The organism is Nitrospira sp. (assembly GCA_024760525.1).
Classification (GTDB): domain Bacteria; phylum Nitrospirota; class Nitrospiria; order Nitrospirales; family Nitrospiraceae; genus Nitrospira_D.
Window position 1 is genome coordinate 1658702 of record CP060499.1, and the last position, 14429, is coordinate 1673130.

Genomic DNA, 14429 nt, shown 5'->3' on the forward strand with positions numbered 1-14429 from the left:
CCATGCTCGTTTTATCGCGGTGTTCTCCATCGATGTTTCTGCAGGGACAGCGAATACCCTTGTAGAGCCCCGGCCTGATTCCGGATCGGTTTGATCACGATGCTCACGTGACAGAGGGACCCATTGGAACGAGAGCACACGGCTTCATAGACAGCCCGCTCTTCGGTACGCGCTTTTCGATAGGTCTGTGCCCAACTGGCAGTCCCAATTTCTCGACGGTGGAAGATGCGAAAGACCGGTCGTCCGATCATCTGCTCAATGGAGTAACCGGTTACGTATTGTGCGGCCTGATTCCATTCGGTCACTCGTCCCCGGCTGTCGCTCAGGACAACAGCCGCCCTCTTTAATCTATTGACAAAAAACCGTAGTCGGTTGAGCCGCGAAGCCGTTGTCGCGAGTGCCTTCCGGTGCTTGTGTCGCCGCCAGTCGATGTACAAGCATGCCAGGGCAAGGGCCGTCACGGTTGCGGCCCCGATCGCTCGATTGGTTGTCTCGGTTTGAAAATCTCCGAGCGGCCTCAACAAGAATGCTACAACCATCAAGATCAAGGCCGCCGCCGTGACGGGCACAATGGTAGCCGCTCCTCTCCATTGCAGCGCAAGGACGATGGCGATGCAGTAGGGCACCCATGTGGCCACTCCGTCCGGTGTTCCGATATCGACCAAGAATGTACATAAGAGAATGATACTCGTGATGGCTCCAAGCACGATTGGTTGTACACGGATCGGTTTCGACTGATCGTATGGGAACACACCATTCATGATTTTGCCTGATACATCCGGAACCGTGCCGATGGTCATGACGCTGTCTTGAGCGACCCAGGACAAGGTCGTGGGTCATTTACAAATTCGCGTCAACTCCTCACTTTGAGGGAGAGGGGGAAACCTTCCCAACCTGTATGCTGCCTGTGCGTATGATTTCACCCCCGGGTACACTCGAGGTCATCCTTACGGTGTAGCTATAAAAACCTGGTTTCTTGAAACAGACGCTGGCGGCCTCTCCTGAAGAGATGTTGGCGGTTTCTCGCATAAGGCCCATAGACCGGAACCCTCGCTGGCAGGACACTTTGTCCAGATCGCCCTCGAGGAATTGGACCTTTATGGCAGCCGTTCGATGATTCACAAAGCGCACTTCATCTCCTACGCCTGCACTGGCCTCGCTCGGAGCGTTTTCCTGTTCGATGTTGATGTCGTGAATGGATCCGGTTCTGCTCGTATCGGGCAAGCTCATGGCGCATCCCGCTCCGAAAATCGCCACGCCTAACGCGAGCGCTGCCTGTGTCAATGCGCCGTGAGTCGTATCAGTGTGTGACATACATCCCCTCCCATGGTTGACCACCGTGATTGCCAGGCCCATAGTGCCAGCTCGCGTCTTGGGAAGATGCTGGCAAAGACCCCAGGGCATGATGTGCCGGAACCAGGGTTCTCACCAGTTCGAGTGGGACGCCGAACCCGTTAGCGTTGAAAATCGGATGGCTTCCGTCATGCAGAGGAGAATGAATCCGATTTTTGTGTCACACCATTCAACGATGGCGAAGCAAGACTCTATGTCCGATGCTCCGGAGAATGCGGCGCCGAAATCCATGTCAGCATCAAAGCCTCAAAGGAACATGCTCGGAGCCTGTGTGGGCGAAGGCGGCGTGCAGTTCAGGGTCTGGGCTCCCAAGGTCGAACGTGTGGAGGTACTGTTCGGGAACGGCCGCACGTTCGCTCTAGAAAAGGATGCGGGTGGTTACTTCAGCGGAACGATGTCATCCGCCAGCTCCGGGATGACGTATCGCTATCGATTGAACACCGGAGGGGATTTCCCCGATCCCTGTTCGCGTTTCCAGCCGGAGGGACCTCACGGTCCTTCGCAGATCGTTGCCTCTTCCGCCTATAGCTGGCGAGAACAGGACTGGCCCGGCGTCAGGATGGCGGGACAGGTCCTGTACGAATTGCATATCGGGGCATTTACCAAGGAAGGCACGTTCGATGCCGCTATTCAGGAGTTGGACGGCCTCAAGCGTCTTGGGATCACCCTGCTCGAACTCATGCCGGTAGCCGAATTTCCCGGACGTTGGAATTGGGGATATGACGGCGTGTGTCTGTTTGCCCCGTCGCACAGGTATGGAGATCATGACGCCTTGAAACGCTTCGTGGATGCGGCCCACATGAGGGGGATCGGTGTCATTCTGGACGTCGTGTATAACCATTTCGGGCCGGATGGAAACTATTTGTCGGTATTCAGCGATGACTATGTGACCGACCGGTATCCGAATGAGTGGGGCCAAGCCCTCAATTTCGATGGGCCCAGGTCCGAGGGTATGCGCAACATGGTCATTCAGAACGCATGCTATTGGATCAAGGAGTTCCGACTGGACGGCCTTCGGCTCGATGCAACCCACGCGATCCATGATGCCAGCGAGACGCATATCCTAGGTGACCTATCGGTGGAAGCGCGGCGCACAGCGGGGCAACGGCCGATTGTGCTGATCGCCGAAAGCGAGCAGCAGGACATGCGGGCTCTTCGGCCGGTCGATGAAGGAGGGTGGGGGCTGGACGCCATATGGAGCGACGACTTTCATCACACCTGTCGCGTTGCCGTGACCGGACGGCGGGAAGCCTATTACACGGACTATCTCGGTGCGCCGCAAGAATTGGTGTCCGCCGTGAAGCGAGGGTTTTTGTATCAAGGACAACGGTATCACTGGCAAGGCAAGGCCCGGGGGACGGTCGTCGGTAAGGAACCGGCGAGCAGCTTTGTGTTTTATCTGCAGAACCATGATCAGATCGGGAATACGTTGATGGGCGATCGGATCCACACAATGACCAACCCGGGTCGATACCGGGCGATTACTGCCTTCTGGCTGCTCGCTCCTCAGACCCCCATGTTGTTCATGGGACAGGAATTCGGCGCGTCGAGCAACTTTCTCTACTTCGTGGATTTTGAGGGGCACGAACTCGGCCCAAAAGTAGCCAAGGGACGACAAGAGTTTTTGAGCCAGTTTCCCAGCTACGCCTCAGAAGATGCGCAGGCCTCCATGATGGATCCGAGTGATCCCTCGGCTTTTGAGCGATCGAAACTGCATTGGGCGGAGCAGCAAGAGCACGAACCACTGTACCGGCTGCATTGTGATCTGTTGCGATTGCGTCGGGAGGATAGGGTGTTCTCGGCGCAAGCGCGAGATCGGCTCGACGGAGCTGTGTTGGGTTCGCATGCGTTTGTGATCAGATACTACGAAGCAATGGGGTGCGATCGCCTCCTTGTCGTCAATCTTGGTGACGATCTCCATCTGGTTCCTGCCCCTGAGCCGCTCCTGGCGCCGCCGCAGACGTGGTCTTGGAGCCTCATGTGGTCGAGTGATCACCCGCAGTACGGCGGCTCCGGTACGGTGAATCCACTCACGGAAAAAGGGTGGCACATTCCGGCCGAGTCCGCGACGTTGTTTCAAATTGATTACGACGGCGCTGCGGTCGTTCGCGAGCAGGACCATGGGTGAAACTCCCGAGCCATCCATGCCCGTCATCGCCCTGCCGTGGACGCGAAGCGGGGATATCAACGCTCTGCTGTCGCGCGAATGGCTCGTGACGAACGGACTTGGGGGGTACTCGTCGACGACGCTCATGCAGGTGGCCACACGCCGCTATCACGGCATATTTGTCCCGGATTTGCCGTCCCCCAGAGGCCGCACGATCGTCATTCCTCGCCTGGACGAGGAACTGCAGATAGGAACCGCTTCCGTATGTTTGAGCGGAGCCGAGTACGCAGACGGACATCTGGATGCCGACATTGTCGAGCATCTCACGAGCTTTCGCCGGGAGTGGCAAACGCCCACCTGGCAGTTTTCATTTCAAGGACGGGACTTGGTCAAGCGGATCGTCATGCCCTATGGGCAGAATACCGTGTATGTGGAATATCGATTGGAAGCCGGAGAACCGGTCACTCTTCGTCTGCGGCCGTTCGTGACCTTTCGCATGCCCGACGCACCTCTCAGCGAGACGCGTAAGGCGCCGTTCCTCCTGACCATGGTCAGAGGACGATATGAGATGCCGCTTTGCGAAGGAGTGTCTCCATTGAAGCTTTGCCTGAGGCCGCAAGCGGGTGTATTTGTGGCCGATGCTTCCGTCAGCCATGGCGTGTCGTATCGAGTGGATCGCGATCGAGGCTCCGCGCATGTCGAGGATCTGGAGAGTCCCGGATACTTCACCGTGCGGTTGAATCGGGATCATCCGATATCCTTCGTGGCAAGCATGGAAGCCTGGGAGAATCTTCAATACGATGCCGATGCCATATTTGCCGCCGAACGAGAGCGGCTGCACAAACTCGTCGTTCAGGCAGACCGGCTTCCTGCCGACCGTCATGAAACGCTTCTGACGTTGGCGGCGGATCAGTTTATCGTGTTTCCCGGAAGCCGGATGGAAGAGCACGCCTTGGCCCAGGCTTCCGGAGATGAAGCGCGGACGGTCATCGCAGGGTATCACTGGTTCACCGATTGGGGGCGGGACACGATGATCAGTCTGGAAGGGCTGACGCTGTGCACCGGCCGGCACCGAGAGGGCCGCGCGATTCTGCGCACCTTTGCGCGGTACATCAAGGCTGGGCTCATCCCCAATCTGTTCCCCGAAGGGGAGCGCACCGGACTGTATCACACGGCGGATGCCACCTTGTGGTTCTTCCACGCCCTCGATCGGTATTACGAGGTGACGGGTGACCGGGATACCTTGATGGTGCTGTATCCGGCATTGAAAGAGGTGGTCGAGCATCATTTGAAGGGAACGCATTTTGGAATCGGTGTCGACGAGCGCGACGGCCTCTTGAAGGCCGGAGCGCAGGGTTACGCGCTGACCTGGATGGATGCCAAGGTAGAGGACTGGGTGGTCACACCACGCCGTGGCAAGCCGGTGGAGATACAGGCGTTGTGGTACAACGCGATTCGACTGATGGGGCGGTGGGCCGACGATCTGAGAGAGCGATCGGACCGCTGGGACGGGTTGGCGAAACACATTGAGGATTCGTTCAATGATCGTTTTTGGTACGCAACCGGTGGGTATTTATACGATGTCGTGGACGGTGAGGCGGGCGATGATGCGAGTCTCCGGCCTAATCAGGTGTTCACCATGTCGCTTCGATATCCAATTCTGGAGAAAGCGAGATGGATGCCGGTCTTGACCGTCGTCCGTGAGAAATTGCTGACGCCGTTCGGACTCCGCAGTCTGGCGCCGGGTCACCGCGACTATAAGCCGATGTATTTCGGAGATCTGCGCGCGCGTGACGCGGCCTACCATCAAGGGACGGTATGGGCGTGGTTGATCGGCCATTTCATCGATGCGTCGTTGAGGGCGGGTGTGGACCGGGCAGAGTGCCGGCGATTCTTGGACGCGTTTGACGTCTACTTGTTCGACGACGGGATGGGAACCGTGAGCGAGATATTCGATGCCGAGGCGCCCTTCGCCCCGCGTGGATGTGTCGCGCAGGCCTGGAGCGTGGCGGAGATTCTGCGGGCCTACCAGGTCACACAATCTGCACATTCGAGCGGCAGAAACCGCGGCGAGATAGGTATGGGTAACAGGCCATGACGGTTACGGTTGCGGATATCTTGGTGGAACGCCTCCTTGAATTGGAACGTGGACACGATCTTCGCGTTGCCGGGAGATGGAATCAACGACCTGTATGCGCTACGGACGCATCAGCAATCCATCCGGTTGATTCAGGTTCGTCATGAGGAAGCATGACCTAAGACCACGACGCCATGCCGATGTCTATCCGAAGCACTCATGCAGAATGTCCATGTTCAGACAGATTGTCCGTGGTTATGGTGAAATATGCGCACTGTTGTCGTAGTGACCGGTCATTGTTCTGAGGAAATGTCATCTGGGCTCAATAGAAGCTGAGCGGCAGGCTTTGTGCACACCTTAGTGTGAACAGCGTCCCTCATATCGAGGGAAGAAGGTGAGGAAATCTTATGCAGTTTGCTAACAACATTCAGGCCATTCGGGACCGGGCACGTAAGCATATCGAAGAAGGGTCCATGACCGAAGGGTATGGGTTGGATCGAGAGCAGGCCATCAAAGTGTTGAACGATGCGCTGGCCACCGAGTACATGTGTGTGCTTCGTTATCGATTCCACTATTTCATGGCCACCGGCATCAATTCTTCCGCAGTCAAGGACGAATTCTTGGAGCATGCCCAGGAGGAGCAGGCCCATGCCGATGAACTCGCGGAGCGAATCAAGCAGTTGGGAGGCAAGCCGGAACTTCATCCTTCCGTGATTGCGGAACGCAGCCACAGCGAATATCGGGAAGGCACCTCATTGGCCGATATGATCCGTGAGGATCTGATCGCCGAGCGCATTGCCATCGAGAGCTATAGGGAGATGGTGCGGTACTTCGGCGACAAGGATCCCACTTCCCGAGTCATGTTGGAAGGCATTCTGGCCAAAGAAGAAGAGCATGCGGATGAAATGGCGGACCTGCTGTTCGCCGTGCAGCCGGATACGAACCGGAATTCGCACCAGCTGTACTTTGGTGATGAGGTTCCGGAAAAAGCCAAGCAAACTAAGGTTAAGTCCTGACGGGGCGCAACAGGTCAATTTGCGCACGGGAGAGAAATTCTTAATAGCGGAAATTGAATGGGAACAACTGGGTCAGAAAGCCTGGCCATCAAGGAACGAGTGAAGCCAAAATCTTCACGTAAGCAACAAAAGACCGCATAGACGACTCTCAAGGCAAGCCTGGGCGCGCGCTATAAGGGCCGCGCCCCGTAAAAGATCAGGCGACCAATCTCGATCTCTCCCAGACTGGAACGCAATAAGATTTGCCAAGCCCGCGAATCATTCCGTCGGATATCCGCTACAGACTCCTCATCGACAAGTTGAGCACCTCACAGATCGGGCGATGCGCGCTTATCAACACATCTGGGGAACATGCTAGTCGTCAGCGGCACGCCATTGAGGGATAGATAAAACACTCACGGTAGTTGTTGATCGGCGCATATAAGCGTTGTCGTTGTGTGGGAATCTTCGAAGAATCCCAATGAGGATCTTGAGTCGACAGGGAAACGGCGTGATTGAACAAACGAGAACTGGAGACCAAGCATGAGGCAATCAATTCTTCATATGGCCCTTTTGTTCGGCCTGCAGGCCCTTATGGGCTGTCAAACGTCACAAACGGAAACCTACGGCGGCGGCTATCGCAAGGTCGAGACGCCTCCGGCCAAGGAAGTGAGGCAGGAGATGGCGGCCACGAAAGCACGAGCCGATAAAGATATGGCCGTGGTACTCACGGAGCTTCAAGGGTTGAACCCCAAACACATCGCTTCGCTGTCGGCGGAGGATGCTCGAGCGCAACCGACGCCGGCGGATGCCGTCGCAGCGTTGCTGCGCGAACGGAATCGGGAGACGGTGCCTAGAGCGGTCGGAAAGACCAACAACCGGACGATTCCTGGCCCCGGCGGTGCGCTGCCGATCCGCATCTACACACCGGAAGGACGAGGTCCCTTTCCCGTCATTGTGTATTTTCATGGGGGAGGGTGGGTGATCGCCACGATTGACACCTACGACTCTTCGGCATGGGCCCTTGCGAAGACTGCGCGTGCCATTGTGGTCTCGGTCGAATATCGTAAAGCTCCGGAGCATAAGTTTCCGGCGGCTCATGAGGATGCCTACGCAGCCTATCAATGGGTGCTGCGCAACGCCGAAAGCTTTGGTGGAGATCCGGCGATGGTGGCTGTGGCCGGTGAAAGCGCCGGCGGCAATCTGGCGGCTGCGGTATGTCTGATGGCGCGCGGGCGTGGAGAGCTCCTGCCGGTGCACCAGGCGCTCATCTACCCTGTAACCGGGTATGACCTGAATACCCCGTCCTATCAAGAAAATGCTCAAGCTAAACCGTTGGACAAGTCGATGATGGTCTGGTTCTTCGAAAAATACTTAAACAACCCGAGCGATGGCAGAAATCCATGGATTGATCTCGTGAATGTCCAGGATCTGAAAGGGCTGCCGCCGGCCACCATCATCACGGCAGAAATCGACCCACTGCGGTCGGAGGGAGAACGGTATGCCGAGCGCCTGCTCCAAGCGGGCGTCCCCGTGACCTATCATAATTACGAAGGAGTCACGCACGAATTTTTCGGGATGGGAGCAGTGGTGAGCGATGCCAAGAAGGCCGTGCGATTGGTTGCGAGGGATATGAACGGGTCGTTCGACGATCCTGTTTTGGGCCGTTATGACGACCGCTCAGGGCGCCCAGTACCAGTAGAACCGCTTCAGGAGTAGAGCGCATCGGCGATATGAGCGGTGCGTACATTAACAAAGGGTAATTCTATGCTGCGATTCGTTTCGATGTATCTCGCCATGCTTGCAGCGGTGGCAAGTTTCGCTTCAAATGATGCGTTCGGAGGAACACCAGAAGCACGAGCAAACGCTCAGTCATTTCTGAACAAAGCGGCGGAAAAACACCAGATCGAAATATCCCTGGGCCAACTTGCGGCTCAACGCGCGACGAACGAGCGTGTCAAGGAATTCGGACAGCAAATGGTCGATGACCACAAGAAGGCCGGTCAGCAAGTCGAACAACTGGCTATGAAGGACGGCGTGCAGCTCTCCGCCGGAGTCAATCAGGAACACAAGCAGCGGGTGAACGAGTTATCTCAACTCGCCGGTCATGCCTTCGATCGCGCCTACATGAACTATATTCTGCAGAACCATGAGACGACTCTGGAGGAGTTCCAGCGCGAGGCAAAGACGGCACAAGACCAAGACATCAAGCAGTGGATCATCTCGATTGTGCCGATTTTGAAGGCCCATCGGGAAAAGGCGCGACAAGTGAAATATTCACTGCAGACGAATCCTTAACCCTTGCAACCGGTGGAGATGAACGTATGAAACGCGGACCCAGTCATACAACGGTGTCATTCGGAGCAGCCTTGGTTCTCACGGCTGCTGTTGCGGCACTGCTCGTTCGTTCCGGCCATGCACAGATCTCGCCCGATGGGCGGCATCAGATGAGCCAAGACACATCTATCGAGCAGACAAAAGCCAAGGGCTTTGACGGAGTGGATTTTTATTACGACGTGTTCGGCGCTCCGCCGGGGCAAGACCCGCAGAAGATGGCCGAACAGGTCATGAAGAAAGACATTGCGGAAAAGCCGGAGGTCACGACCAAACAACGGAAACTGTTGGAAGAGCGATACGATCTGTCGTGTAAGCGCATGTCCGGCCAGACGATGACAAAAGGAAAACCGCAACCAGTCGGACCTGTCGTCAAATTGCCCTCGAGTGTCACGTGGGAATCTTTGGGTCGCTCATCGGCCGAGGACATCAAGCGTCGGCATCTCTTTCCCGCAGGGTTCGATCGCTTACCCCACCCGAAACATGCGGTGGGGGGGCAGGTTTTCCCCCAAGTACAAGTCAAACAATTCCCCAGACTGGAACGGGTCGACGTTGACTTTGATTTGCCCGAATGTTGGCTCCCTGAATTTCCGCCGCCGATTTTTCTGACGACGCACCCTGAGCTTGGCGACGTCTCGCAGGGGGAGGTGTTGAATGCCGATAATTTCGATCGTCTGTTTCGGGGCTTGGTCACACACACGCAACTGGACGGACTGCGCTTGCTCGTGACCCAGTTTCCACAGGAGGAATTCAATCTCACGCACGATCGAAAGACGGCGAACCCGAGCCTTGGAGTCACCTGCTTGGATTGCCACGTCAACTTCCATACCACCGGACAATTCCATTTGAATCCGGACACACGACCGCAGATGCAGCGGTTCCGGCTCGACACTACCAGCCTGCGTGGAATGTACAACCAGCAGATTCACGGCTCGAAACGAGCCATCCGATCTCTAGAGGACTTTACCGAATTTGAGCAGCGCACGGCCTATTTCAACGGTGATCCGATTCGTGCCATGAAAAAGGGGATCAACATGATCGATCGTCTGCAGGTCGCGCACATGGGTCAGATGCAAAGTATCATCGATTTCCCTCCGGCGCCGCATCTGGATCCTATGACCGGACGATTGGATCGAACGCAGGCGACTCAACTGGAAGCGCGCGGCGAAGATCTATTTTTTGGAAAAGCCAAATGTGCGGCCTGTCACATGCCGCCTTCCTATGCGGATCATCAAATGCACGATCTGCATCTTGAACGGTTCGGCGCGTTAGCCGATGGACCCATCAAAACGTTCGTGTTGCGAGGGATTAAGGACTCGCCGCCGTATCTACATGACGGCCGATTGCCGACATTGGAAGATACGGTGGAGTTCTTCAACGTCGTCGGGAGCCTTCAACTCGACCAAGAGGAGAAGAAGGCGCTGGCGGCATTTTTACGGGCGCTATAAAGGTCGGAATTGTCATGAGCATGACTCCTACAACCCTCGCAATAGGATTATCGGCTTGGTTGGTGGTGTTCGCAGTTTCACCTGGAGCAGCCGAGACCTCGCTTCCCACCGCCGGCAAACAGACGGAGAAATCTGGGTTAACCAATACACCGGCCGGAGGTACACTGCCTGGGGGTACACTTCCGGGTGGAACAGTTCCTGGAGGGACCGTTCCAGGGGGGACACTCCCCGGTGGAACGGTTCCGGGTGGGACCGTTCCAGGGGGGACCTTGCCCGGCGGGACGGTGCCCGGCGGCACGCTTCCGGGCGGCCCTGTCCCTGGTGGTACCGTGCCGAGCAAGAAGCTGCCTGGTGAAGGAGGGTAGACCGGCGCGAGACTTACGAGCGATTCGGGCCGGTCACGCGAAGAGGGTTAACGCGTCTTATGCAGCCGTAGCACGGCGATGGAACGAGCATTGAGGTCATACGTTTTGCCGCCTCGCAATTGCCTGTGATCATCCAATGATTCCGGATCACTCGTATCGAGAATTCTTTCCCATCGAACACCACGCTGATGCGCGGGGAGGACGAACGGGAGCTGTTCGTGGTGGGCATTGAACAGCAGCAGTAAGGTATCGCCGTGGATAGGCCGTCCTTTGTAGTCCTTCTCATGGATGGCATCACCCGACAGGCGTACGCCGAGGGAGCGGGCGTGCGCATCTTGCCAATCTTGGTCCGTCATCTCATGGCCGTCCGGTCGGAACCAGGCGATGTCTTTGATTTCCGATCCACGGATACGCCGTCCTTGGAAAAACTGACGTCGGCGCAGCACGGGCTGTTCGCGCCGTAATCGAATCAGTCGCTGGACAAACGCCAACAGCTGACGATCCCGGTCTTTCACGTCCCAGTCGAACCAGCTGGTCTCATTGTCCTGACAGTAGGCATTATTGTTCCCTCCCTGCGTGCGGCCGAGCTCATCGCCGCCGCACAGCATGGGGACACCCTGGGAGAAGAGCAGTGTCGTGAGGAAGTTGCGCTTCTGCTGTTCGCGCAAGGCCATGATAGCCGGATCATTGGTCGGGCCCTCCACGCCGCAGTTCCAGCTTTGGTTATTGTCGGTTCCGTCCCGGTTCTCTTCCCCGTTCGCCTCATTGTGCTTTTCGTTGTATGACACGAGATCGTTGAGCGTGAAGCCGTCATGGGCGGTCACGAAGTTGATGCTCGCGTACGGCCGTTTGCCGCTGCGTTCGTACAGGTCGCTGCTGCCTGAAAGCCGGTAGCCCAATTCGGACACTTGTCCGCCGTCGCCCTTCCAATAACGGCGGATGGTATCACGGTACTTGTCGTTCCATTCGGCCCAGCCCAAAGGGAAGTTTCCGACCTGATACCCACCTGAGGCCAAATCCCATGGCTCGGCGATCAGCTTGACACGGGAGAGGACCGGATCTTGATGAATGATGTCGAAGAACGCACCCAAACGGTTCACGTCATGCAGCTCTCGCGCGAGGGTAGACGCAAGATCGAAGCGAAACCCGTCGACGTGCATCTCTTCGACCCAGTAGCGCAGGCTATCCATGATGAGCTGGAGCACGCGCGGGTGGTTCATGTTGAGTGTATTGCCGCATCCGGTGTAGTCCATGTAGTAGCGTTTGTCGTTGTCCACCAGACGATAGTAGGCGGCGTTGTCGATGCCCCGGAAGCACAGTGTCGGGCCCAGCTGATTGCCTTCCGCGGTATGGTTGTAGACCACGTCAAGAATGACTTCGATGCCCTCGCTGTGCAGGGTCTTCACCATCGTCTTGAATTCGCGCACCTGCTCCCCGCGCTTTTGGGAATGCGCGTACCGGATGTCAGGCGCGAAAAACCCGATCGAATTGTAGCCCCAATAGTTCGTGAGTCCGCGATCGTGCAGATGCTGATCGCGAACAAAGTGATGAACGGGCAGCAACTCGACGGCGGTCACGCCGAGGGTTTTGAGATGATCCAGGACAGCGGGTGAGGTCATGCCCAGATACGTCCCGCGCAGGGCCTCCGGGACCTCCGGATGACGGGCGGTCAGTCCCTTGACGTGCACCTCATAGATCACCGTCTCATCCCAGGGAGTGCAGAGCAGCTTGTCGGCCCCCCACGTGAACGAGGAATCGACCGCGACACTCTTGGGGATAAACTCGGCATCGTCTCGATCGTCCATCGACAAGTCGGCTTGCGGGTCGCCGATTCGATAGCCGAACATACGCCCTTCGGACCACTGCACGTTACCCGCCACCGCTTTGGCGTAAGGGTCGATGAGCAGTTTCGCGGGGTTGAAACGATGCCCTTGCTTGGGATCATAGGGGCCATGAACGCGATACCCGTAATGCTGTCCGGGAAAAATCTCCGGCATGTAAATGTGCCATACCTGGTTGGTCTGCTCTTCGATCGGGATACAAACGGAGGGTTTGGGATCATCCGCACGGTCGAATAGACAGAGCTCGACCTTCGTCGCATTCTCAGAAAACAGGGCAAAGTTGATTCCCTGACCGTCCCAATTGGCGCCTAATGGGAATGGCGTTCCGGACCATGTACGCATGTCGGTAACCTCTCAGCAAAATGAGTGTAATCGGCCTATGTTATGGCAACCAGCGCAATATAACTACCCTGGTTATCCCTAGTACGGGAGTCGGCGTCTTTTGCGAAGAACGGGGACCAGCCGGGCGGACGGGGATTATGGAGATGCGGGAGATTGTCCGATCGGTATGCCATATCGCAGGTTCTCACCACAAGTCGGCTTTGGCTCATATGGAGGCCCGAAACCAATTTGAAGACTTTTGTCTCATGCATGAGCTCCGAAGTCCGGCTATTTAGGGGAAATCCCAGTTCATCCGCAATTGACTTTCCCATAGATAATCAATTCAAGGAGTTGTCAATAGTGACTCAACCTAAGACCTATGGATTGCAATGGCGGAACCGTGGATTCTATGCAAGTGAGTGCGCAGAAAACGCACAGGAGCTTGCACTGTAGCCACACCAAAATCTGCTTCAGTCGCGGATTGGGATTGTGAAGATTCCGTGCGACAAGCGAATCTCATTCGTATCCCTCGTACTGGTTACTCTATTCACTTCTGGTTGTGCCGCGACACTGCCGCCGACCAAGTCCACATACAGCTTCGCTCGTGGCTGTATCTCGGCTGAGACTGCCTCAAAAAACATGCCCGTCTATAGAGCTCAATCCTCTTCTGCAGACGCCACGATGTTGCAAGCTGGGGAAGCCGTTCAGGTCTATAGCTCAACCGCGATCGAGATAGCCGATACGATGGAAATGCTTCCCTTGCTCAATGATCTTGCACGTCTGGAAGTAAAGCGCGGTGACAAGATCGAAACCAATAAGGTCAGACGGAGGTTGCTCACGAGAGTGCAGCTCGCAACTCTGGAAGTTTCGAGCCTGGTTGCGGAATTGGAATGTGAAGTCCGCCGCGCCGATGAAGTTCAGGACCGGCTCAAGGACATTCAGGAGACGCGCAGCAAGTCGCAAACGATCTTATCGGTCGTGATCGGCGGTCTCGTCAACGTGATGACAGGGGGACTCGGTATCGCGACGGGCGCCGGTAATACGGCTCATATCATTTCCATAGCCGGTGGCACGATGGAGGTATTGTTCGGGACATCAGCGAACTTCACAAAAGTGAGGCAAGAGTTCAGGCATCCGCACAACCATCTCGAACAGCTTTGGCACGGACAGGAGAGTCAGGAGTACTACTCTGCACGTATCTGGAAGTTCCTAACGAAACCCAGTCGACGTGACCTCCATGGGCAGAGTTTACGGGACGTATTGATCCAGGACTGGCATGCGGAAGGCCGGCTCGGCGAGCCCGGTTCTCGACTGGAAAAAGAACGAATGGCTCTGCTTCTTGGACCCGGGGGAATCTATGATGCGGACGATCTGCACATCCGAGAAGCGATGTTGCAGCAACTTGAATCCAGCGTTCAACTGATGCATCAGGACCTGGAGACATTGTTGCGCGAAGTGCTGATCCATCAAGCAGCGGAAGAAGAGGAAACATAGTGGAATCATCAGTATGGCCATGCGTGTGCACACCGGTTGCAGCAAGATCATCGCCTCTAGGTTTCTCTCCGGCGAATTGAGCGATTCCGGAAAG

Annotated in this window: 11 protein-coding genes; 8 read left to right on the plus strand and 3 right to left on the minus strand. The window is 56.4% G+C overall.

Translation table 11 applies throughout. The annotated features are described in order from the left end of the window. Window positions 1-11: 11 nt before the first annotated feature. Together H8K04_07855 and H8K04_07860 are read right to left on the minus strand one after the other, a co-directional pair. Window positions 12-800, minus strand: coding sequence for a PAS domain-containing protein (locus H8K04_07855; GenBank protein UVT17441.1), 789 nt, complete (start codon window positions 798-800; stop codon window positions 12-14). A gap of 61 nt (window positions 801-861) precedes the next feature. Beyond that, window positions 862-1314 (minus strand): hypothetical protein, encoded by a 453-nt coding sequence (locus H8K04_07860; protein ID UVT17442.1) that lies wholly within the window; start codon window positions 1312-1314, stop codon window positions 862-864. A gap of 268 nt (window positions 1315-1582) precedes the next feature. Between H8K04_07860 and treZ the strand changes: the two genes are divergently transcribed. The 7 genes from treZ (at window position 1583) to H8K04_07895 (ending at window position 10679) form a co-directional block, all read left to right on the plus strand. Further along, window positions 1583-3481 carry a malto-oligosyltrehalose trehalohydrolase gene (gene treZ / locus H8K04_07865; protein UVT17905.1) on the plus strand — a complete coding sequence of 633 codons (1899 nt, stop codon included), beginning with the start codon at window positions 1583-1585 and terminating at the stop codon, window positions 3479-3481. Next, on the plus strand, window positions 3474-5558 hold the full coding sequence (locus H8K04_07870) for a glycogen debranching enzyme family protein (protein ID UVT17443.1): 2085 nt from the start codon (window positions 3474-3476) through the stop codon (window positions 5556-5558). The genes treZ and H8K04_07870 overlap by 8 nt, the downstream gene beginning before the upstream one ends. A gap of 386 nt (window positions 5559-5944) precedes the next feature. After that, the gene (locus tag H8K04_07875) at window positions 5945-6553 is read left to right on the plus strand and encodes a DUF2383 domain-containing protein (GenBank protein ID UVT17444.1); all 609 of its coding nucleotides are present in this window, start codon (window positions 5945-5947) and stop codon (window positions 6551-6553) included. 522 nt (window positions 6554-7075) lie between these two features. Continuing rightward, complete coding sequence (locus tag H8K04_07880) at window positions 7076-8251, plus strand: alpha/beta hydrolase (protein UVT17445.1); 1176 nt, start codon at window positions 7076-7078, stop codon at window positions 8249-8251. A gap of 48 nt (window positions 8252-8299) precedes the next feature. Then, window positions 8300-8830 carry a DUF4142 domain-containing protein gene (locus tag H8K04_07885; protein UVT17446.1) on the plus strand — a complete coding sequence of 177 codons (531 nt, stop codon included), beginning with the start codon at window positions 8300-8302 and terminating at the stop codon, window positions 8828-8830. A 26-nt stretch (window positions 8831-8856) separates the two neighbouring features. Further along, complete coding sequence (locus H8K04_07890; GenBank protein UVT17447.1) at window positions 8857-10314, plus strand: cytochrome B6; 1458 nt, start codon at window positions 8857-8859, stop codon at window positions 10312-10314. Between the two features lie 14 nt (window positions 10315-10328). Next, window positions 10329-10679, plus strand: coding sequence for a hypothetical protein (locus H8K04_07895; protein UVT17448.1), 351 nt, complete (start codon window positions 10329-10331; stop codon window positions 10677-10679). Window positions 10680-10726: 47 nt separating this feature from the next. On the opposite strand, the gene glgX is transcribed toward H8K04_07895, so the two are convergent. After that, on the minus strand, window positions 10727-12862 hold the full coding sequence (gene glgX, locus H8K04_07900) for a glycogen debranching protein GlgX (GenBank protein UVT17449.1): 2136 nt from the start codon (window positions 12860-12862) through the stop codon (window positions 10727-10729). Between the two features lie 618 nt (window positions 12863-13480). Here glgX and H8K04_07905 point away from each other — a divergent pair. Beyond that, complete coding sequence (locus H8K04_07905; protein UVT17450.1) at window positions 13481-14335, plus strand: hypothetical protein; 855 nt, start codon at window positions 13481-13483, stop codon at window positions 14333-14335. The last annotated feature ends 94 nt before the right edge of the window (window positions 14336-14429 follow it).